The 21,351-nt window shown below is 59.5% G+C and carries 18 protein-coding genes, 4 tRNA genes and 1 riboswitch; of the genes, 16 read left to right on the forward strand and 6 right to left on the reverse strand.

Translation table 11 applies throughout. From position 1 onward, the window contains the following. Positions 1 to 15: 15 nt before the first annotated feature. From ACNAZA_RS08145 to ACNAZA_RS08180, 8 genes are all read left to right on the forward strand, one after another. On the forward strand, positions 16 to 1,002 hold the full coding sequence (locus tag ACNAZA_RS08145) for a Bug family tripartite tricarboxylate transporter substrate binding protein (RefSeq protein WP_415796010.1): 987 nt from the start codon (positions 16 to 18) through the stop codon (positions 1,000 to 1,002). 195 nt (positions 1,003 to 1,197) lie between these two features. Continuing rightward, a complete protein-coding gene (gene uvrC, locus ACNAZA_RS08150; RefSeq protein WP_415796011.1) occupies positions 1,198 to 3,150 on the forward strand; it encodes an excinuclease ABC subunit UvrC in 1,953 nt (650 codons plus the stop codon). A 76-nt stretch (positions 3,151 to 3,226) separates the two neighbouring features. Next, the gene (pgsA, locus tag ACNAZA_RS08155; protein WP_120971174.1) at positions 3,227 to 3,796 is read left to right on the forward strand and encodes a CDP-diacylglycerol--glycerol-3-phosphate 3-phosphatidyltransferase; all 570 of its coding nucleotides are present in this window, start codon (positions 3,227 to 3,229) and stop codon (positions 3,794 to 3,796) included. Between the two features lie 394 nt (positions 3,797 to 4,190). Beyond that, positions 4,191 to 4,490, forward strand: coding sequence for an HU family DNA-binding protein (locus tag ACNAZA_RS08160; RefSeq protein WP_162989649.1), 300 nt, complete (start codon positions 4,191 to 4,193; stop codon positions 4,488 to 4,490). Between the two features lie 16 nt (positions 4,491 to 4,506). After that, a tRNA-Val gene (locus ACNAZA_RS08165) sits at positions 4,507 to 4,582 on the forward strand. 374 nt (positions 4,583 to 4,956) lie between these two features. Further along, positions 4,957 to 6,852 carry a SurA N-terminal domain-containing protein gene (locus tag ACNAZA_RS08170; protein ID WP_415796012.1) on the forward strand — a complete coding sequence of 632 codons (1,896 nt, stop codon included), beginning with the start codon at positions 4,957 to 4,959 and terminating at the stop codon, positions 6,850 to 6,852. Positions 6,853 to 6,924: 72 nt separating this feature from the next. Further along, a tRNA-His gene (locus tag ACNAZA_RS08175) sits at positions 6,925 to 7,000 on the forward strand. A 146-nt stretch (positions 7,001 to 7,146) separates the two neighbouring features. Next, positions 7,147 to 7,222 (forward strand) — tRNA-His (locus ACNAZA_RS08180). A 602-nt stretch (positions 7,223 to 7,824) separates the two neighbouring features. Here the strand turns inward: ACNAZA_RS08180 and ACNAZA_RS08185 are convergent. The 4 genes from ACNAZA_RS08185 to ACNAZA_RS08200 all read right to left on the reverse strand — a co-directional run bounded on the left by ACNAZA_RS08185 (position 7,825) and on the right by ACNAZA_RS08200 (position 11,245). Further along, on the reverse strand, positions 7,825 to 8,985 hold the full coding sequence (locus ACNAZA_RS08185; RefSeq protein WP_415796014.1) for an IS30 family transposase: 1,161 nt from the start codon (positions 8,983 to 8,985) through the stop codon (positions 7,825 to 7,827). A gap of 372 nt (positions 8,986 to 9,357) precedes the next feature. Continuing rightward, a tRNA-Pro gene (locus ACNAZA_RS08190) sits at positions 9,358 to 9,434 on the reverse strand. Between the two features lie 74 nt (positions 9,435 to 9,508). Further along, positions 9,509 to 9,763 (reverse strand): translation initiation factor IF-1, encoded by a 255-nt coding sequence (infA, locus tag ACNAZA_RS08195; RefSeq protein WP_120968924.1) that lies wholly within the window; start codon positions 9,761 to 9,763, stop codon positions 9,509 to 9,511. A 198-nt stretch (positions 9,764 to 9,961) separates the two neighbouring features. Continuing rightward, positions 9,962 to 11,245 (reverse strand): HPP family protein, encoded by a 1,284-nt coding sequence (locus tag ACNAZA_RS08200; RefSeq protein ID WP_415796015.1) that lies wholly within the window; start codon positions 11,243 to 11,245, stop codon positions 9,962 to 9,964. A 190-nt stretch (positions 11,246 to 11,435) separates the two neighbouring features. Here ACNAZA_RS08200 and asd point away from each other — a divergent pair, with 190 nt between their 5' ends. After that, positions 11,436 to 12,311, forward strand: coding sequence for an archaetidylserine decarboxylase (gene asd / locus ACNAZA_RS08205; protein ID WP_415796016.1), 876 nt, complete (start codon positions 11,436 to 11,438; stop codon positions 12,309 to 12,311). A 376-nt stretch (positions 12,312 to 12,687) separates the two neighbouring features. Here the strand turns inward: asd and ACNAZA_RS08210 are convergent, their stop codons facing one another. Continuing rightward, positions 12,688 to 13,068, reverse strand: coding sequence for a cell division protein ZapA (locus ACNAZA_RS08210; RefSeq protein ID WP_415796017.1), 381 nt, complete (start codon positions 13,066 to 13,068; stop codon positions 12,688 to 12,690). 31 nt (positions 13,069 to 13,099) lie between these two features. Further along, positions 13,100 to 13,309 (reverse strand): DUF904 domain-containing protein, encoded by a 210-nt coding sequence (locus ACNAZA_RS08215; RefSeq protein ID WP_415796102.1) that lies wholly within the window; start codon positions 13,307 to 13,309, stop codon positions 13,100 to 13,102. 244 nt (positions 13,310 to 13,553) lie between these two features. Continuing rightward, positions 13,554 to 13,790, forward strand: a riboswitch (cobalamin riboswitch). An 80-nt stretch (positions 13,791 to 13,870) separates the two neighbouring features. On the opposite strand from ACNAZA_RS08215, the gene ACNAZA_RS08220 reads away from it, so the two are divergent. From ACNAZA_RS08220 to cobO, 7 genes are read left to right on the forward strand one after another with little or no spacing between them, the layout of a single operon-like run. Beyond that, on the forward strand, positions 13,871 to 15,790 hold the full coding sequence (locus ACNAZA_RS08220; protein WP_415796018.1) for a TonB-dependent receptor domain-containing protein: 1,920 nt from the start codon (positions 13,871 to 13,873) through the stop codon (positions 15,788 to 15,790). A 28-nt stretch (positions 15,791 to 15,818) separates the two neighbouring features. Further along, on the forward strand, positions 15,819 to 17,249 hold the full coding sequence (locus tag ACNAZA_RS08225; RefSeq protein WP_415796020.1) for a cobyrinate a,c-diamide synthase: 1,431 nt from the start codon (positions 15,819 to 15,821) through the stop codon (positions 17,247 to 17,249). A 35-nt stretch (positions 17,250 to 17,284) separates the two neighbouring features. Next, on the forward strand, positions 17,285 to 17,866 hold the full coding sequence (locus ACNAZA_RS08230; protein ID WP_415796103.1) for a bifunctional adenosylcobinamide kinase/adenosylcobinamide-phosphate guanylyltransferase: 582 nt from the start codon (positions 17,285 to 17,287) through the stop codon (positions 17,864 to 17,866). Beyond that, the gene (locus ACNAZA_RS08235; RefSeq protein ID WP_415796021.1) at positions 17,863 to 18,831 is read left to right on the forward strand and encodes an ABC transporter substrate-binding protein; all 969 of its coding nucleotides are present in this window, start codon (positions 17,863 to 17,865) and stop codon (positions 18,829 to 18,831) included. Before ACNAZA_RS08230 ends, ACNAZA_RS08235 begins: the two co-directional genes overlap by 4 nt. Positions 18,832 to 18,884: 53 nt before the next feature. Continuing rightward, on the forward strand, positions 18,885 to 19,868 hold the full coding sequence (locus ACNAZA_RS08240) for a FecCD family ABC transporter permease (RefSeq protein WP_415796104.1): 984 nt from the start codon (positions 18,885 to 18,887) through the stop codon (positions 19,866 to 19,868). 20 nt (positions 19,869 to 19,888) lie between these two features. Beyond that, entirely contained in the window at positions 19,889 to 20,722 is an 834-nt protein-coding gene (locus tag ACNAZA_RS08245) for an ABC transporter ATP-binding protein (RefSeq protein ID WP_415796105.1), read from the forward strand. 34 nt (positions 20,723 to 20,756) lie between these two features. Beyond that, positions 20,757 to 21,326, forward strand: coding sequence for a cob(I)yrinic acid a,c-diamide adenosyltransferase (cobO, locus tag ACNAZA_RS08250; RefSeq protein ID WP_415796022.1), 570 nt, complete (start codon positions 20,757 to 20,759; stop codon positions 21,324 to 21,326). Positions 21,327 to 21,351 lie beyond the last annotated feature (25 nt).

Here is a 21,351-nt window from a genome sequence, read left to right on the forward strand (position 1 = left end):
CAACCAGGAGACAAAATGAACATTCAACGTCAACGCATGCATCTGCTGCTGGCCGCAAGCGCAGCCGCTTTCGGCCTGACCGGCGGCCAGGTCATGGCCCAAGGCAGCTACCCCAACAAGACCATCACCATGATTGTTCCCGCTGCGGCGGGTGGCACGACGGATCTGGCCGGCCGCATGGCGGCCCAGGCTCTGGCGCCGGTGCTGGGTCAATCCGTGGTGGTGGACAACAAAGGCGGCGGCAACGGCGCGATTGCCGCCAATCTGGCCAAACGGGCCGATGCCGATGGCTACACCTTGCTGATGCAGTACTCGGGCTTTCATGTGATTTCTCCCCACCTGGCCAAGACCAAGAGCTGGGAGCAATCGGACTTTGCGCCGGTGGGCAATGTGCTCAGTGCTCCGCAAATCATCGTGGTGCGCTCCGAGCTGCCGGTCAAGAATTTGGCCGAGCTGATCGCCTATGCCAAGGCCCATCCGGGCAAGCTCAATTACGCTTCATCCGGCAATGGCTCGCTGCAGCATGTGACGGGCGCCATGCTGGAGCAGCAGGCCGGTGTGAAGATGGTGCACGTTCCCTACAAGGGCACGGGGCCTGCGCTGCAGGATTTGCTGGGCGGTCAGGTGGATCTGACCTTTGGTACGGCTCCGCCCTTCATGCCCCATGTGCAAAACGGTAGATTGCGCGTGCTGGCGGTGACCGGCAAGCAGCGCCTGCCCAGTCTGCCCACCGTGCCCACCACGGCCGAAGCCGGCTATGCCGGTGTGAATGCCACTTCCTGGTTTGCCGTGTTTGCCCCAAAGGCCACGCCCCAGCCGGTGCTTGACAAGCTGACAGCCGATTTGAAGAAGGTGGTGGAAGATCCTGCCTTCAAGAAAAAAGCCGAAGAGCAGGGTGCGACGGCCGATTACATGAATCCGCAGCAACTGGGCAGCATGGTCAAGACCGAGTACGCAAGCTGGGCGCAAGTGGTGAAGTCTTCCAAGATCGAAGCCGAGTAAGACCATCTCTGCGCCAAACAAGCGCTGCAAGCCAAGGTCTGGACCCGTTCCAGGCCTTTTTTTATATCAAAACGGCTTTTATCCTTTGGATATAAGCGCGTGCAGCTACTAAATACATAGTGATTGACGGCCTGTGTGCTTCGCTTAGAAGGCCTGTGCTCGGCTCTCGCGTCAAAGCGCATGAAAATAGCTGCCATGTCTTCAACGCATTCCGATGAACTGCTGGCCCTGGTGGCAGCGCTGCCACCGCTACCGGGCGTGTACCGCTATTTCGATGCGGCCGATGTGCTGCTCTATGTGGGCAAGGCCATCAATCTCAAGCGCCGTGTCTCCAGCTATTTCCAGAAGGACCATGGCGGCACGCGCATAGGCCATATGGTCAGCAAGATCGTTCGGCTGGAAACCACGGTGGTGCGCTCCGAGGCCGAGGCCTTGCTGCTGGAAAACAATCTCATCAAGACGCTGCACCCCAAGTACAACATCTTGTTCAGGGACGATAAAAGCTATCCCTACCTCAAGATCACCGGCGTGGCCCAGCGCGACGGCAAGCAGGGCGAGGCGGTGTTCCAGGAATTTCCGCGCATGGCCTATTACCGCGGTGCCGTGGATAAAAAGCACCGCTACTTTGGTCCTTACCCCAGCGCCTGGGCTGTCAAGGAAAGCATGCAGCTGCTGCAAAAGGTGTTTCGCCTGCGCACCTGCGAAGACACGGTGTTTGCCAACCGCTCACGCCCCTGTCTGCTTTATCAGATCAAGCGCTGTACCGGGCCTTGCGTCGATCTGATTTCGCCCGAAGCCTATGCGCTGGATGTGCGCAATGCCGAAGCCATGCTGCGCGGCGAAACCAAGGAGCTGATGCAGCAGCTCGAAGCACGCATGATGGAACATGCCGAAAAAATGGAATACGAACTGGCGGCCGAAGTGCGCAACCAGATCACCGCGCTTTCGCGCGTCTTGCACCAGCAGGCGATAGAGACGGCCGATGACAAGGACGTGGACATTCTGGCCGTCAAGGTGCAGGGCGGTCGCGCCTGCGTGAACCTGGCCATGGTGCGCGGCGGTCGCCACCTGGGCGACAGACCGTATTTCCCGGCCAATCTGGGCGAGGCGGCTGCCGTCTATTTCAGCGAGCAGGAGATTGATGCCGCAGCCCAGGCCCGGCCGGTGGAAGAGCTGGTGCTTGATGCCTTTATCGCCCAGCACTATGTGGATGTGGCCGTGCCGCCCACGCTGGTCGTCAGCCATCCGGTGGATAAAAAGCTCATCGAGCTGCTGATTGAACAAACTGGCGTGCGCATCACCGTGGTGCAACAGCCGCGCGAGCAGCGCCGCATTTGGCTGGAAATGGCGCAAACCAATGCAGATATTCAGATGGCCCGTCTGCTGGCCGAGGAAGGCTCGCAGCAGGCGCGCACGCGTGCACTGGCTCAGGCGCTGGATCTGCCGGTGGACAATCTCGATGAGCTGACCATTGAGTGTTTCGATATCTCCCACACCAGCGGCGAGAACACCAAGGCCTCCTGCGTGGTGTTTCATCACCACAAAATGCAAAGCAGCGAGTACCGCCGTTTCAATATCGAGGGCATTACCGGCGGCGACGACTATGCGGCCATGCGCCAGGTGCTGACGCGGCGCTACAAGCCCGTGGCCGATGCTCAGCGTGAAGCCGGCGGTGTGGAGCTGACTGGCAAACAGCCACATCTGCCCGATCTGGTGCTGGTCGATGGCGGCAAGGGCCAGGTCAGCATGGCGCGCGAGGTGTTTACCGAGCTGGGGCTTGATCTGTCGCGCATCGTGGGTGTGGAAAAAGGCGAGGGCCGCAAGGTGGGCCTGGAAGAGCTGGTGTTTGCCGATGGGCGCGAGAAGGTCTACCTGGGTCACGACTCCGCAGCGCTGATGCTGGTGGCCCAGATTCGCGATGAGGCCCACCGCTTTGCCATTACCGGCATGCGCGCAGCGCGTGCCAAGGTGCGGGTGGGCGGTGGGCAACTGGAAGAGATTCCTGGCGTCGGTCCCAAAAAGCGAGCTCGCTTGCTGCAGCGCTTTGGCGGCGTGCGCGGCGTGGCGGAGGCCAGCGTGGATGAGCTGATGACGGTGGAAGGTATATCGGCAGCGCTGGCCGACGATATCTATCGTGCTTTGCACTGAGTGTTTTATGAATGCGCAGGTGCGACGTCATTTTTAAATCAGCCAGGCTGCAGTGCGTCATGCCACAATGACGCCCATGTTGATGACCATCCCTACCTTGATGACTTGCACGCGGATTGTGGCCATTCCGCTCATCGTCGGGGTGTTTTATTTGCCGCTGGAACAGGGCACTCGCAACCTCATCGCCACCGTGATGTTCATGGTGTTTGCCGCCACCGATTGGCTGGACGGCTATTTGGCCCGCAAGCTCAATCAGACCTCGGCTTTCGGTGCCTTCCTGGACCCGGTTGCCGACAAGTTTCTGGTCTGCGCTGCGCTGCTGGTGCTGGTGCATCTGCAGCGCACCGATGTTTTTGTGGCCCTCATCATCATCGGCCGCGAGATCGCTATCTCGGCTTTGCGTGAATGGATGGCCCATATCGGTGCCGGAAAGAGCGTGGCCGTGCACATGCTTGGCAAGCTCAAGACCATGTCGCAGATGGTGGCCATCCCGTTTTTGCTTTATGACGGCGTGCTGTTCGGTCGCGTGGATACCGGTGTCTGGGGTCAGGTGCTGATCTGGGTCTCAGCCGTGCTCACGGTCTGGTCCATGATCTACTACCTGCAAAAAGCACTGCCAGAAATTCGGGCGCGTATCTCGCAGTGATGCGGTCTGGGGTCGAAATGCTCAAAGCGCTTGTACATCAAGCGCTTTTTTTTGCTATATCGATGCCTGATTGCGTCTCGCGCATGCCTGCACGATGCGGGTGCTTTGCCCAGCTGAAAGATTCGTTGTCTGCCTGCCAGGCCTTGTCAATCCAGGATGTCGCCGAAGTGAAATTAGAAAAAACCTGCGCGCAAGGCAAAATCGCCCGGAAAACCGCATAGAATCTAGCTCAGTCACTGTGAAGCGCAGCGCGGATAGGCATGAAGATGTCAATTTCGGGTCACCCAAAGCAGAGCAATTTCTAGGTGCGAAGTCGCAGCAAATACGCTAGATTTCTCATCCGCCGTTTGAACTGAATTGTTCGACGAAGAACTTGCCGCCACAGAGGCATTTCATTCACGTATTTCTCGAGAGGCATCTTGTGAATAAAACCGAATTGATTGAACACATCGCTAACAACGCCGATATTTCCAAGGCAGCCGCAGCGCGTGCATTGGATTCCACAATCGACGCAGTGAAGAAAACACTGAAAAAAGGTGGTACAGTATCACTCGTTGGTTTTGGCACATTTGCTGTTGGCAAGCGTGCAGCTCGTACCGGTCGCAATCCCCGCACTGGCGAGAGCATCAAGATCAAGGCTGCGAAAGTACCAAAATTCCGTCCGGGCAAGGCATTGAAAGACGCTTTGAACTGACACAAAGTTTCAGGTTGGGTCCTTAGCTCAGTTGGTAGAGCGGCTCCTTTACACGGAGTAGGTCGGCGGTTCGAGACCGTCAGGACCCACCAAAGAAAACGAAAAAAGCACTTGAATGATTTCAAGTGCTTTTTTTATTTTTGCTTCAACGAGCAAGTCCTTGCTTTCACGCAAGGCGTCGGCAATGAGGCTCCGCAAAAAAATCAGCTGACCTTGCCCGCCATATTTTCTGCGGGCATGTGCTATCTCCTGGCTGCATTTGAAGAGTGCGCAGGTAGAATGCCCAGCTTAGCCTAACCCTGTGGTGGAGGTTGGATGGTGTTTTCTGTAGTGCCCTGATGTGAGTCTAGTGCCATCTGTAGAGACCCGGTCTGTGGCGTTTTCCGGGTTGTTCCACTGGCTTCACCACTGAATTCAAGGCGAACGAAAGTTCGCCTTTGTTTTTGCTGCCGCAGAAAGATAGACCATGTTCGAATCCATCCGCAAGCATTCCAAGTTCGTAATGATCTTGTTGTTCTTGCTGATCATTCCCTCTTTCATTTTTGTCGGGGTCGACCAGAGCTATTTCACCGAATCGAGCCAGGCTGTGGCAAGGGTGGATGGCCATGAGATTACCCAGCAAGATTGGGATAACGCACACCGAATCGAAAGCGATCGACTGCGCGCGCAAAATCCTTCCATGGATGTCAAGCTGCTTGATTCGCCCGAAGCGCGCTACGCCACCTTGGAAAAGTTGGTGCGTGATCGCGTGTTGCAAGCGGCGGTGACCAAGCAGCATCTGGCGACGACAGATGCCGAGCTTGTGCGCACCTTGCAGGAAATTCCTGCCATCGCTGGACTCAAGAAACCGGATGGCACTCTGGATGCAGAAGCCTACAAGGCTTTGCTTGGCGCGCAAGGCATGACGCCCGAAGGCTTTGAAGCCAATCTGCGCAAGGAGCTGGCACTCAATCGAGTGCTTGGCGGTGTCTCGGGTACTGCGTTTGCCACCGATTCCCAACTCAAGCAAGCCATGGATGCGCTGTATCAGCGCCGTGATGTTCAGGTGGCGCGTTTTGACGCCGCTGCATTTGCGGGCAAGGTTCAGGTCAGCGAGGCTGATCTCAAAGCTTACTACGATGCCCATACCAGCCAGTTTCAGCAAGCTGAAGAGGCTTCGGTTGAATACGTGCAGCTGGATTTGGCCTCCGTGCAAGCTGGCATCACTTTGAGTGAAGACGATCTGCGCACCTATTACAAGGAAAATGCGCAGCGCATGGCCGGGCCTGAAGAGCGCCGTGCTAGCCATATCTTGATCAATGCTGCCAAGGATGCACCTGCTGCAGAGCGCGAAAAATCCAAGGCCAAGGCCGAAGAGTTACTGGCCAAGCTGCGTGCCAATCCAAAGAGCTTTGCCGACTTGGCCAAGGCCAACTCGCAAGATCCAGGCTCTGCTGCCAACGGCGGTGACCTCGGTTACTTTGGCCGAGGTGCCATGGTCAAGCCTTTTGAAGAGGCCGTCTACGGCATGAAGCAAGGTGAGATCAGCGATGTGATCGAGTCGGATTTCGGCTACCACATCATCGAGCTGACCGGCATCAAGGCGCCCAAGGTCGCTTCGTTCGAGGAAATGCGTCCCAAGCTGGAAGCTGAACTCAAGCAGCAGCAGGCGCAGCGCAAGTTTGCTGAAATTGCTGACGCTTTCTCCAATGCGGTGTATGAGCAATCCGATAGCCTGCAGCCTGTGGCTGACAAGTTCAAGCTGACGATTCAAAAGGCTGACCATGTGACGCGCAAGCCTGCTGTCGGTGCTCAAGGCCCGCTGAGCAATGCGCGTTTCCTGGAGGCTTTGTTCTCTACCGATTCGCTGGAAAACAAGCGCAACACTGATGCAGTGGAGCTGGGTTCCAACTCCTTGGTGGCTGGCCGCGTGGTCAAGTACTCGGCTGCACGCACTTTGCCCATGGCTGAAGTGACCGACAAGCTCAAGCAATTGTTTGTGGCGCAAAAGGCTGCCGAGCTGGCCAAGGAAGAGGGCAAGGCCAAGCTGGCTGAATGGAAGGCAAAGCCCGAGTCTGCCCAGCTGGCAGCCGCTGTGGTTGTGGGTCGCGATCAGCCTCAGAATCTGCCGCGTGAAGTGCTGGATGCCGCACTGCGTGCACCCACCAATGCCTTGCCTGCATGGGAAGGTGTGGACCTGGGTAGTGATGGTTATGCGGTAGTCAAGGTCAATCGTATTGTCGAACGCCCGACGGCCGAGCCTCAGCTGCTGGAGCAGCAGAAAGTGCAGTTCTCGCAGTGGTCTTCCATGGCGGAGGTAATGGCCTACTACGAATTCCTGAAGAAGGAATTCAAGGTGCAGATCAAGGCGCCTCGCCCTTGATTGCGTGAAGGGAAAATAAGGCCGGTTTTTGATTTTCGGCCTTTTTTCTGAAGTACAATAGATGCTTCTACGGTGGCTGTAGCTCAGTTGGTAGAGTCCAGGATTGTGATTCCTGTTGTCGTGGGTTCGAGCCCCATCAGCCACCCCAAATTTAAAGTGCCTTATGCAAATGAGGCGCTTTTATTTTTCAAGCTAGTGCTTCAAGCGTTGATTTGAAAAATGTAGAGAATGACAAAAATTGTTCCTTGTTTCTCAATAAGGTAAATTTTCTGAAGTAGAATAGATGCTTCTACGGTGGCTGTAGCTCAGTTGGTAGAGTCCAGGATTGTGATTCCTGTTGTCGTGGGTTCGAGCCCCATCAGCCACCCCAGTTTTATAAAAAGCCTGACTTTTAGTGAAGTCAGGCTTTTTTTGCTTCAGATTTATCTATCGAATTTTTGATTCGTGCAATGTAGCCATTGTTGCAATCCGACGTCGATCTTCAGTGCCGCTCAGGTGCTGTGAAAAACAATGCGGACAGAATCCGGCACTCGATCTGTCTTGCCTTGGTGGCTGCATCTGCAAGTCATATTTGTAGACGTATATGCTTGAGGTTGCATTGTCTTTTTTGTGATGTCGATACATCATGCGGTGACCACGTATCGAAGCTTGTTTTCCTATTGTGGGCGGGTTGTTTTCGTACAGCGCGGTTACCGGCACTTGTTCAATAACGTGCTTGCTTACCTCATTCGGCTCGTGCGCTGCGAACATGGTGTTCAAAGGAGGCTCTTTATGCGTCTTGATTTCCCTGCATCTCCTGATGCACCGAATATTCCGCCGGTTCCGAGTCCTGATCAACCTGACACGCCAGCCAAACCAACTAGGCCTGTTCCCATTGATCCGCCATTGAGCACGCCGCCAATCAAGCTGCCGCCTGAACCTGCACAGCCAGTAAGCTAAAGAGGTGTCGAATGTCAGCAGCTGGCTGTGGATTCAACCGGTCGATGCAACACATGCGCTGAACATATCAGCGGGTGTATGGAAGCCGAGCGTCTTGCGTGGCCTCTCATTCAATTGTCTCGCTATCGCGTTGAGTTGATGCTGTGACAGCCCTGACAGGTTCATGCCCTTGGGTATGTACTGCCTGAGCAACCCATTCGTGTTCTCGTTATTTCCACGCTGCCATGGGCTTTGCGGGTCGCATAAGTAGACCTGGATGTCCGTGGCCAAGGTGAATTGCTTGTGGGCATGCATCTCGGTGCCCCGGTCCCAGGTCAGAGATTGGTAGAGCTCCTGTGGCAGCTTGCGGGCATGCTTGATGAGCGCGTTGACGACCGTCTGCGTGTCTTTTCCATCGAGCTTCACCAACATCACGTAGCGCGTTTGACGCCCGACCAACGTCGCAATCTGGCTGTTGCCACTGCCAAAGATCAGATCGCCTTCCCAATGCCCGGGCACTGCTCGGTCTTCAACGCACGCCGGACGTTCACGGATCGTGACTGCATCAGCGATCTGGCCATGGATTGCCGTCTTCTGCGTGTAGTGCCGTGAGCGGCGCATTCCGCGAGTACGTCTGAGGTGTTCCAACAGTTCCTTCTTCAAGGCGCCACGCGCTTGAATGAACAGACTGCGGTAGATAGTCTCGTGTGACACGTGGTGCCCCTCGTCACAAGGATAAGTCTGCTTGAGCCAACCAGCAATCTGCTCCGGTGACCACAGCATCCGTAACTTGTGGGCCACGGTTTGGGCCAATGCACGGTTCGCAACAAGTTTGCAGCACTTGGGGCGCCTCGCTCGGCCCCACGCAGCTGTATCTGCCTGGTTCGCCCGGTAGCTGTGGTGCCCACCATTGCGCTTGATCTCCCGGCTGATTGTCGATGGTGCTCGTCCCAGTCGTGCAGCGATGGCCCGAATCGAGGCCCCCGCCACGATGGCTCGCGAGATCTCTTCTCGTTTGGCCAGTGTCAATGTGGTTGTGGCCCGTGATCGTTGGACTGGACAGATTCCACCTGTCTCGGTCAGGATTCGATGGATCGAAGAGTGGGCGCGGTCAAAGAGCTTGCCGATCTCCTGCAACGTCCAGCCTTGCTTCCAGCGCACCCACATCAGAGCTTTCTGACTATCGGAATAGTAGATTCTGGGTCGCTGCTTCATTTGCAACACTCCTGTCGCCTAAGCGGTCGTTAGTGTGTTGCATAGACCGGTTGAATCCGCCGCGCAAGGGTAGATGAAAACGGCAGGCAGAGCATCGCGAAAAGCGTTATGAAAAGTGAGGTGCTGGTGAGAGGCTGGTGCTCGCAACTGTCTGGATCGTGATCAACAGGCAAGATGCTTGGGGTCGGCAAGCAAGATGTTTGTGCTGTGCGTATCTACGGCTATGCCTTGGCGCTTGCCGCCCGAGCGCTTATATATTTACTGATGTGATGTTGAACTGCATCGGCGCGCGTGAGTTGGGACGATGTGCAAACAGGCGTGTAGACAGACGGACAAAAGGCCTTGGATTTTCCAATCCAAGGCCTTGTCGTTTGGTCGGAGCGGCGGGATTCGAACTCGCGACCCTCTGCTCCCAAAGCAGATGCGCTACCAGGCTGCGCTACGCTCCGTAGCCTCTATTGTAATCGTAAAAAACGACTCGATTTTGAAATCACCGACTTTTTCATGAAGAGGCTGAAAGGGCTTAGCGTGAGCCGCCCGAAGGACCTGGGCCGCGGTTGGCCAAGTGACGGAAGGTGATACGGCCCTTGGTCAGATCGTAGGGCGACATCTCCAGCGACACTTTATCGCCCGCCAGAATGCGGATGTGGTGCTTGCGCATCTTGCCACCGGTGTAGGCGATCAGCTGATGACCATTTTCCAGGGTCACGCGAAAGCGGGAGTCGGGCAAGACTTCCGTCACGGAACCTTGCATTTCAATCAATTCTTCTTTGGCCATGATTTCAATCTCTTGGATAAATCGGTTGAGGCACTTGTTCGTTAGGGCCACGGTCAAAGGTCTGGCTTGCAAGATGCCAAGCCCACAAGGCGCGTGGTGGATGTGCTGCGCGCCACGCGCAGACTGAACAAAAAGCCGTTATTTCTCAATACAGGGACGCAGACTTAGCGTACACCTAAACCTGCTGATTGTAGCTTCTCAGGATTGGTCCTGCGATTCGCCAGGGCTGACCGTAGCGGCCAGGACACGGATCAAATCGGTCTGGGTGATGATGCCCACAAGCCTGTCCTTTGCATCGACCACCGGCAGATGGTGATGCCCAGCGGATGAGAACAGAGGCACCAGTTCCATGACCCGCTGCGTGGCGTAGGCCGTCTGTACTGTGTGCGCCATGAGGTCTTGCACGCTCTTTGCATCCTGGTGTCTGGACTTGCCCATGACCAGTGATTTGAGGCGCTGGCCCAGGCTTTGGGTATCCGGCACCTCCTGGCTGGCATTGCGCACAAAATCGGCGTTGGAGATGATGCCTATGACTTGCTGTTGCTCATTGACCACCGGCAGTGCCTTGATACGGTGCTCATGCATCAACGCCCAGGCCTCTTTGAGCGTAGCACTGGCTTGCACCGCAAACACGGGCTGGCTCATGATGTCTGCGCAGCGCAAATCTCCCAAGGTGCGCTGGAATGCAGCGCGGCCGGCCAGGTGCAGCAGTCCTTCCAGGTCGGCACGGCTGATGTCCAGCACCTGGTTGTAGTGCGCCAGTGCTGCGTTAAGGTCGGCATCAGTGAAGTGGCTGCCACCGGGCTGTTTGCGGTGACTATGCTGGGGATGAGGGTAGCGCTTGCCGGTGACCAGGGCATAGGCCACGGCGCAAGCCAGCAGCACCACGATGTTGAACAGAGTGGGAAACAACAGCATTCCCATGCCCGGTGCATGCTCCAGGACCACAAAAGAGGCCAGCCCCACGGCCGGTGGATGCAGACAGCGCAGCGGCACCATCAAGGTGACGGAAAGGCCTACGGCCAGGGCCAGAGCCAGGGCTTCGTCGGGAACAAAGTGCTCGCTCAGTGTGCCTACCAGCATGCAAAGCAGCGATCCCGCCAACACGGGCCAGGGCTGGGCAAGCGGGCTGGCAGGCATGCCGAAGACGAGTACGGCAGTAGCACCCATGGAAGAGACAATCCACACCGCATTGTCATGGCCGTCCCACCAACGGCTGATCAATGCCGTGATTAGCAGGCCCAGGGCCACGCCCACGGCCATGCGCAGACCTTCTGCCGCATTGGTGCCCACAGGAGAGGGCAGGAAATTGCGCAGCCACAGCAGCGCCGGTGCCATGTGCTCGGTCAGCAGGGGCTCGGCGGGTGCAGGATTTCGGGCCGCCGGAGAGGCCGGTTTTAGCGAGGGTGTGTCGGTTATGGAGGGCGGTACCTCCGGGGTTGCAGGTGCGGAGCGGGTGGGCTGCTGCGATGAATCAGGCATGGGCAGGCGTGCATGTTGATGGCATCAGCGGCTCATTGTGCGCCTGGTGCTGGCATTCGGCTGGTTTGGGGATTTGGCAGTAGCTCACGATCTGCTGTTTGAGGCGATGGGGAGTACACCGAATACAGCAGGCCGTGGCTTGGCTAGAATCCAGCTTCGATCTCTATAACTTTGATAGCAAAAATCCACTGTGTCTGAACGACTCGCCGTACTTTCCCAATATCTGTTGCCCAAGCAGGCGCTGACCGCTCTCATGGGTCGTTTGGCCCAGGCGCAGGCCGGTGGCTTGACCACATCCGTCATTCGCCGCTTTATTGCCCGTTACGGTGTGGACATGGGCGAAGCCGCCAATCCCGACCCTGCGGCCTATGCCACCTTCAACGAATTTTTCACGCGCGAACTCAAAGTTGGCGCACGGCCTCTGGCCCAGGCTGACTGGATTTGCCCTGTAGATGGTGCCATCAGCCAGTTCGGCCCCATCGAGGGCGAGCAGATTTTTCAGGCCAAAGGTCATCAATACAGTGCCACGGCGCTGGTGGGTGGCGATACAGCGCTGGCGCGCCAGTTCGACAACGGCAGCTTTGCCACGATCTACCTCAGCCCCAAGGATTACCACCGCATCCACATGCCTTGCGCCGGCCAGCTCAAGCGCATGATTTACGTGCCTGGCGAGCTGTTCTCGGTCAACCCCGCCACGGCGCGCGGAGTGCCCGGACTGTTTGCGCGCAATGAGCGTGTGGTCTGTGTGTTCGATACCGCGCACGGCCCCATGGTGCTGGTGCTGGTAGGTGCGACCATTGTGGGCAGCATGGCCACGGTCTGGCATGGCGTGGTCAACCCACCGCGCACGGGACATCTAAAGAGCTGGGATTACACCGGCGAGCAAGCCATTCATTTGGCCCAAGGCGAGGAGATGGGGCGCTTTCTGCTGGGCTCCACCGTGGTCTTGCTGTGGCCGCAAAGTGCGGGTTTGCAGTTCAACCCCGCATGGCAGCCGGCGGGCCCGGTGCGTTTGGGCCAGGTCATGGCAGATGCACAGGCAAAGATTCAATCTGCCATCGCCTGATCACTTGCATTGCCCATAAACGAAAAAGCCGTTGATGCTTCAAGCTTCAACGGCTTTTTGGGTTCAAGAGATGGCTGCGTGTTGCTAGCCCAGAAAGTGCAGCCTGAAATAGCAGGTTGCACAGGAATAAGGTGTCTGCAAACTCCACCGGACCGTCATCCTGAACCGGGGGTTCAGGGGGGCGAGGGCAGCCTGACGTTGGGTTCATCTGACGCGAGACGATCACGCTCATCAGGAAATTTACCAAGCCCGAGCTCATTGAGCATTGGTTCAAGGAAATATAAAGTCCGACAGGTCTGCAGACAGGAGTTATTTTACTTCGATTGATACTGCGTTTGCCACGAAGCGATGCATTTGTCGCAAGGATTGCGGGCTTTCACAAAAGCCTTGCATCGTCTTCTAAAGCTTTATCGAGCTTGAGCACCAGCTGCTCGGCCAGTTCCAGTTGGCGCTGTTGTTCAGCCTGCTGTTCCTGATTGAGCTGTTCGGTCTGGGTCGCGGCCTGCGTTTCAGCTGCGGCACCGCTCATATGTGTTTGTTGGGATGTCTGTTGGGCGTCGCGGTCCAGCACATCGAAAGCCATATTGAGTGCAGCCAGTACAGCTACACGCTCGCGAGAACGTACCTTGCCGCTGTCGCGGATGCCGGTCATGGCCTCATCCACGCGACGCACGGCTTCCAGCACGCGCTCTTGCTGACCTTCGGGGCAGGTCAGCATGTAGCTTTGCTGCAAAATTTGCACTTCGATCTGCTTCATGGGCGGGCGTCTGGTGGCAATGTCTGGGGAATCACTCGCCCTGGTTGGCGGGCAGGCGTTCGATCAGCGCGTCCACACGTGCGCGTGCAGCTTGCAGGCGCAGGCGCAGAGAGTCGCGCTCTTGGGTCAGGGCGGCAACTTGCTCGGTCAGCAGGGTGTTGGTGCGCTGAAGTTCTTCGTGGCGCACCATTAAACGTTCTACCCGCTCGGCAATGAGGTCAAGAGAAGTCTGGGGGATCATAGACTCGGCCATTGTAGGTCTTGCGGTCCGTAAATAAGTGCAGAAATCCGAGAGACTTTGTGCATGAAAGGCGGATGCAAGCTAAGTACACCTGAAACACGCGCGCATGGCTTTTCGGTTGGAGATTTTCCTCTACCAAAATCGTAGCGTGCAACACAGGTGCATAAAGCGCCAAATTCATTTATATAGTAAATAATCGTCAACGGGGTACTCTGATTGAAGGAGGCCGTGCAGTCAAAACTAATTAGAATGCGCCGCTGTTGGTGCTCGGAGTTGCTTTTCTGCGACCCCAGTTCAACGGGAAGCAGGGAGGTGAAGCCGCAAAGCGGTGCGATCCGTGCCTGCGCTGCCCCCGCAACGGTCAGCGAATAGATGCATGGCATCTCCTTTTCATCTTTGCCACTGGCGCTGCGCGTGCTGGGAAGGCTCGCAAAAGGACGTTTCGCTTAGCCCGGATACCGGCCAACGATGTGGATTGTCTGCCTTCAGCTGTGGGCACGTCTTTTTCCCAATTGCCAACGGGGAGGTTGGCGCCGGGTATCTATTGTTTTGTCGCTTCCCATGAGTTCGCAACACCAACCCCGATGCAAGACTGCATCCGTGGCCTCGCACGTGCACGCCAGCACGGCTTCCATTTTTCACCGTCCTTCCCTGGTGGCTGCTGCCATCAGCTGCATGTTGTCTGCGCCTGTGCTGGCTCAGCAAATCGCCTTGGCCGATACCGCAGCCATGGCCGAGACGGTGGTGACTGCCAACCGTATCGAACAGCCGCTGTCCGATCTGGTGGCGGATATGTCCATCGTGGACCGCGAGACCATCGAAACCAGTGGTGCGGCTGGCGTGGCCGATGTACTCTCGCGCCTGCCCGGTATCGAGATGGTGCGCAACGGCGGCCCTGGTGCCTCCACCAGCGTTTATTTGCGCGGAGCCGAGACCCGTTTTACGGCGGTCTATATCGACGGCGTGCGCGTCGATTCCCAATCGACCGGCGGCGCTTCCTGGCAGAACATTCCACTCGAGTCCATTGAGCGCATTGAAGTGTTGCGTGGCCCGGCGGCTGCCGTCTATGGTTCGGATGCGATTGGCGGCGTGGTGCAGATTTTCACCAAGCGGGGCGAGGGCAAGCCCAAGCCTTATATCGGCCTGGGCTGGGGCAGCCGCGGCACGGTGACGGCACAGACCGGCATCAGCGGCGGCCTCAATGGTTGGGATTACAGCCTGGGTGCATCGCATGCCAGCAGCAACGGCTTTAACGCCAAAACCTCGGCGGGCTTCAATCCAGATGCGGACGGCTATCGCAACAATGCCTTCAATGCCCGCATTGGCTACCAGATCTCGCCCAACCAGCGCGTGGAGGCCACAGCGCTGGAGAGTTACGTCAATTCCGGTTATGACGCGACCATATCAAAGAGTGCTCCTATTGCCGATGATCGCAGCATCAACAAGATGCAAACCCTGGGCCTGAACTGGCAAGCCAAGTGGAGCGATGTTTACAGCACCCGTTTGCAATACACACAGTCGCGCGATTACTACGCTACCAAGCCCTCGGTCTATGAAACCGACACGCGCTTGCACAACTATCTGTTCCAGAACGAATGGAAGCTGGGCGCCTCCACCCTGACTGCGGCGTTGGAGCGTCGTGAGGACAGCTTGGTCAACGGCAATATCGACCGCACGCGTTCGCAAAACGCCCTGGCTCTGGGCTACGGTCTGCGTGCCGGCAAGCACACGCTGCAACTCAATGCACGCCATGATCGCGATAGCGAGTTTGGCGGCAACACCACGGGCAGTGCCGCCTATGGCTATGAGTTCATGCCGAACTGGCGAGCCACGGCATCGGCGGGCACGGCTTTCCGCGCACCCACGCTGTATCAGCGCTTCAGCATGTATGGCGATTCCTCGCTGCAGCCCGAGAAGGGACGCAATGTGGAGCTGGGCCTGAAATGGGGGAAGGGCAGCAATAGTTTCTCGGCCACGGCCTATCGCAACAATCTCTCCAATCTCATCAACTATGTGAGCAACACCGGTGCATGCCCGGGCAATAACGGTCAGTTCGGCGGCTGCTATGCCAACGTGGCCAATGCCCGCTATAAAGGCATTACCCTGGCTGCCACCACCCGCGTGGGCGTGGTGAATCTGCAGGGCTCGGTGGACTTCCAGAATCCGCGCGATACGGACAAGGACTTGCAGCTGGCACGTCGCTCCAAGCGCCATGCCAGCCTTTCGGCCGACACCTTGGTGGCGGGCTGGAGGCTGGGTGCCCAGATGCAGACATCGGGAAAGCGCTTTGACGATGCGGCCAACAAGTTTGAGCTGGGCGGCTACACCTTGTGGCATCTGACGGCGCAAAAGGAGCTGACACGCAACTGGAGTCTGGTGGCACGCATCAACAACCTCACCGACAAGCGCTATGAGCTGGCCCGCACCTACGCCACAGAGGGCCGCAGCGGCTATGTGGGCGTGAAGTGGACGGCCAACTGAGCGGGCTTGCAGTCCTTATTGCTTTCATATGCTGAGCACCACCTCCTCGTCTGATGCAGCAGGGCAGCCTGTGCGCTGTCCTGCCTTGCTGATCACTGCCCCGGCCTCAGGCCAGGGCAAGACCACGCTGACTGCGGCCCTGGCGCGTTTGCATGCGCGCCAGGGCCGCAAGGTCAGGGTGTTCAAATGCGGGCCGGATTTTCTGGACCCTTACTGGCATGAACTGGCCACGGGTGCGCCTGTGCACTCGCTGGATCTGTGGATGACGGGTGAGGCCGATGTGCGTGAACGGCTGCACGCTGCGGCGCAGGAGGCCGATCTCATCCTCATCGAAGGCGTGATGGGCCTGTTTGACGGCAGCCCCAGCGCGGCAGATCTGGCGCGACTGCTGGGTCTGCCCATGCTGGCAGTGGTCGATGCGTCAGCCATGGCCGGCACCTTCGGCGCACTGGCCTATGGCTTGCAGCATTATCAAAGCGGCTTGCGCTGGGCGGGCTTTATGGCCAATCGCGTGGCGACCAGCCACCATGCCGATTTGCTGCGCCAGGGCCTGCGCGAGCCCGAGCTGTGGCAGGGCGCGTTGGCTGCCATCAGCCTGGGAGCGACAGGCCATGTCAAAGGCGCGGCGCTGTTGCCCGAGCGGCATCTGGGCCTGGTGGCTGCGCACGAGCTGCAGGATGCGCTGCAGCGCCTGGATGCAGCGGCCGATGCCCTGGCGCAAATTCCTCTGGGCCAACGACCATGGCACGCGGACGAAGTCGGCGACTCTGTGACCGGCAGCTGGCAAGACTGGGCCGTGGAGTTTTCGGCTCCCGAACCTGCTGACGCAGCTGCGCCGGCTTTGCAGCCCTGGTTGCAAGGCCGCACGATTGCCGTGGCGCGCGATGCCGCCTTTGCCTTTATCTACCCGGCCAACTTGGACTGTCTGCGCGCCATGGGGGCGCAGCTGGTATTTTTCTCTCCGCTGGCCGGTGATGATTTGCCCGCCTGCGATGCGCTGTGGCTGCCCGGCGGCTACCCCGAGCTGCATGCCAAAACCCTGGCCAGCAACACCGGCCTGCGCCAAAGTCTTGCGCAGCACCTGGCGGCGGCCAAGCCCGTCTGGGCAGAATGCGGCGGTATGCTTGCCCTGTGCCAGTCGGTGGTCGGCCATGATGGCGCCGAGCAGGAGCTGTGGGATTTGCTGCCTGGCAAGGTCATCATGCAAAAGCGCCTGGCCGGCCTGGGCATGCAGCAGTTGCAAATCGATGAAACCGTCATGCGCGGCCACACGTTTCACTACAGCCGGCTGGAGACCGCCATGCATGAGGTGGCGCGTACCAGCCGCCCGCGCACGGCCGTACAGGCCGATCGCGGTGAGGCCGTGTACCGCCATGGCAGCGTGCATGCCAGCTATTTCCACGCTTGGTTTGCTTCGGCTCCCCAGCTGATTGCCGAGTGGCTGGGCGCCAACGTTTGAGTATTGAAATCATGAGTCAGTCCTGCACCATTGCCATGCCCCGCAGCCAGTTGCTGATGGGCGGCCAGAAAAGTGGCAAATCCCGCCGCGCCGAGCTGCTGGCGCGCCAGTGGCTGGCGGGTGCCAGCGGGCGCGAGGCCGTGCTGGTGGCCACCGGCCAGCCCTGGGATGCGGAAATGCGCGAACGCATTGCCCGCCACCAGCGCGACCGCGCCGAACGGGTGCCGGGCATGACCACGCTGGAAGAACCTCGCGAACTGGCCCGCGTGCTGGCCGAGCACAGCGCACCGCAGCGCATGCTGGTCATCGACTGCCTGACGCTGTGGCTGACCAACTGGCTGATGCCTGCCGAAACTGAAGAATCTCAGTCAAAAACGGCTCAAGACCAGGACTGGAATGCGCAGATTGCTCATTTTTTGATAGAGCTTGAAGCGGCCAAAGGTCCGGTGATTCTGGTCGGCAACGAGATCGGCCTGGGCGTGATTCCCATGGGCGCCGAGGTGCGGGCCTTTGTGGATGCGCTGGGCGTGCTCAACCAGCAAGTGGCAGCGCATTGTGAAACCGTGACCTTTATGTGCGCCGGCCTGCCCATGGCCGTGAAAGGCCCCCAGCCATGAGCTTGCCGAGAAAGCCAAACAGCGGCTGGCTTGCCGCACGGCTGATGCCGGCTCTGGCAGCCTGCGTGCTTGGTGCGGGGGCAGCCCCATCGGCAAGCGTGGCCGCTACCGACACTGCCGTGCAGGTGACCGATGCGCGCGGCGTGACCGTGCAGTTGCCCCGGTCGCCGCAGCGCATTGTGAGTCTGTTGCCCTCGCTGACCGAAACCCTGTGCGCCCTCGATGCCTGCCAGCGTCTGGTGGGTGTGGATCGCTATTCCAACTGGCCTGCACATGTGAAGACCGTGCCCGTGGTCGGCGGCGGGCTGGACCCGAATATCGAAAGCATTTTTGCGCTCAAGCCCGATCTGGTGCTGATCTCCATGGCTTCGCGCTCCGCGACGCGGCTGGAGGCTCTAGGCCTCAAAGTCGTGGCGCTGGAGCCCCGCACCTATGCCGAGGCGCATCTGGTGCTGCAGAAAATCGGGGCGTTGCTGCAAATAGCTCCGGCCCAGGGCGCAGAGCGACTCTGGGCCAAGACCGAAGCTGATGTGGCCCGCGCCGCTGCCAGCGTGCCTGAATCCATGCGCGGCAAGCGTGTGTATTTCGAAGCCAGTCGCGGCCCCTATGCGGCCGGTGAGACATCGTTTATCGGCGAGACGCTGACCCGGCTGCATATGCGCAATATCGTCGATGCCAAACTGGGCCCGTTTCCGCGCATCAACCCCGAGTTTGTGGTGCGCGCCGACCCTGACGTGCTGATGGCCAGCGAGCGCAGCTGGAAGAGCAATGTGCCCGAGTATCCGGGCTGGGCCCAGATGCGTGCCGTCCAACAGGGCAGCGTCTGCCGCTTTACGGCCGCGCAGGCCGATGTGCTGGTGCGCCCCGGGCCGCGCATTGCCGAAGCCGCGCAGTTGCTGGCCCAATGCCTGCAGACGGTGGCCAGGACGGTGCCACCGGCTGCATCTGCGGGCCCGCAGAAATGAGGCTAGGCTGTTCACTGGGGCGTTCGCCTCAGCGCGGCATGGCAGCACCCGGGCTGGCCTTGTGCCTGCTGCTGCTTTGCGCCGTGCTGGGCGCGCTGGGCGCAGGCATTGGCAGCACAGGTTGGGAGAGTCTGTGGAAGGCTTATGAAGACCCGTTGGCCTGGAAGATCGTCACCGATATCCGCTTGCCGCGCACCGCGGGTGCCTTGCTGGCCGGCGCTTTGCTGGGCCTGGCGGGCTCGATTGCGCAAGGCGTGTTTCGCAATCCGCTGGCCGATCCCTATCTGCTGGGTAGCGCGTCCGGAGCTTCGCTGGGTGTGGCGCTGGCCATGGCGGCCCTGGGTGTCTCGCCTTTTGCTCTGGCCGGGCTGGCACGCTGGGGCGTGACGGGTGCGGCCTTCATGGGCGCGACGGCGGCCGTCATGCTGACCCTGGTTTTGGCCAAGGGCGTGCACAACACCATGCGTCTGCTGCTGGCCGGTGTGGTGGTGGGTGTGGTGCTGGGCGCCGTGGCTTCGCTGGTGCTGCTGATGAACCCCGACATCATGCAGGCCATGCAATCTTTCATGCTGGGCAGCACCGCTTTTGTGGGCTGGAATGCCTGCGTGCTCATGCTTTGCGTGCTGGCGCTGGCGTTGTTGCTGGCCTGGTGTCTGAGCCGGGTGCTCGATGGCCTGGCGCTGGGCGAGGCCACGGCGCACAGCCTGGGCCTGCCGCTGGCGCCGCTGCGCGCCTTGCTGATCGTGCTGCTGGCGCTGGCCACCGGCACGGCCGTGGCCCAGACCGGGCTGATCGCCTTTGTGGGGCTGGCCTCACCGCATCTGGTGCGCTCCATGGTGCGCGCGCTGCACCGCTGGCTGCTGGTGCTCAGCAGCCTGATGGGCGCCGTGCTGCTGCTGGCGGCCGATTTGCTGGCGCGCTGGCTGATTGCACCTCAGGAGCTGCCCGTGGGCGTGCTCACGGCCGTGCTGGGCGGCAGCTATCTGCTGTGGTTGATGCATCGCCGTTCGGCCTTGCAAGGCGGAGAGGGTGTATGAGCGCCGAGTACCGTGCCGACATGACTGGAGCCGCTGCTGCGTTGACTACCCGCCAGCTGTGCGTCACCCTGGGTGACAGGGCTGTGCTGCGTGGCGTGGACCTGCAGATTCCGGCCGGGCGCTGGACGGCGATTGTGGGCCCCAACGGTGCCGGAAAATCCACGCTGCTGCGGGCTCTGGCCGATATGGGCGGCGGCAATCACCGGCAATCCGGCGAAATCGGTCTGCTCAGCCGGCAGCTGCAGCAATGGCCGGCGCGCCAGAGGGCGCAGCTGCTTTCATGGCTGGGCCAGAACCAGCCCGTGGCGGCAGACATGGCGGTGTATGACGTGGTCATGTTGGGGCGCTTGCCGCATCAGGGCTGGCTTGCCGCGCCGGACGCCGCCGACAAGGCGGCGGTGGAGCAGGCCTTGCGCCAGACCCACGCCTGGGATTGGCGCACGCGCAGCGTGGGCAATCTCTCGGGCGGCGAGCGCCAGCGCGTGCTGCTGGCGCGGGCGCTGGCGGTCGAGGCCCAGGTGCTGCTGATGGACGAGCCGCTGGCCAATCTCGATCCGCCGCACCAGACGGACTGGATGCTGACCGTGCGCGATCTGGTCGGCCAGGGCAAGACCGTGATCAGCGTGCTGCACGAACTTTCATTCGCGCTGCAGGCCGATGATCTGGTGATCATGAGCGAGGGCCTCGTCAGCCACCACGGCGCTTGCACCGACCCGGCCACGCATACGGCGCTGGAACAAGTGTTTGACCAGCGCATTCGCGTGCGCCAGCTGGACGGCATGTGGCTGGCTCTGCCCCATATCCCGCCGGCGAAACCTGCTTTTTCCGCCCCTTCGATTAACCCCATTCACTAAACCTGCAGCGCAAGCTCAACAGGTACAAGACACCATGCAAATTGAAGCACCACCGACCGAGAAGCCCTATGAAAAGCCCGAGGGCGAGCGCCGCGGTCTGATCATCGTCAACACCGGCGACGGCAAGGGCAAGAGCACGGCCGCGTTCGGCCTGGCTTTCCGCGCCACGGGCCGGGGCAAGGCGGTCAAAGTCTTTCAGTTCATGAAAGTGCCCACGGCCCGCTTTGGCGAACATCGTCTGGCCGCGCAGGTGGGCATGCCCATCGAAGGTCTGGGTGACGGTTTCAGCTGGAAGAGCCGGGATCTGGACCACTCGGCCGAGTTGGCGCGCGAAGGCTGGGAAAAAGCCAAGGCCGTGATTTTGGGCGGCGAGCATTTTCTGGTGGTGCTCGATGAGATCACCTATCCGTTGATCTACGGCTGGCTGCCGCTGGCCGAGGTGCTGGAGACTTTGCAGGCCCGCCCCAAGCATGTGCATGTCTGTCTGACCGGTCGTCGCTGCCCTCAGGAAGTTATCGATATCGCCGATACGGTGACCGAGATGAAGCTGATCAAGCATGCGTTTCAAGCGGGTATTCCCGCGCAGCGCGGCATCGAAGATTGAGTGGTTCGCCACCTGCATCGGCGCG

It is taken from the genome of Comamonas aquatilis, assembly GCF_965139575.1.
GTDB lineage: Bacteria > Pseudomonadota > Gammaproteobacteria > Burkholderiales > Burkholderiaceae_C > Comamonas > Comamonas aquatilis.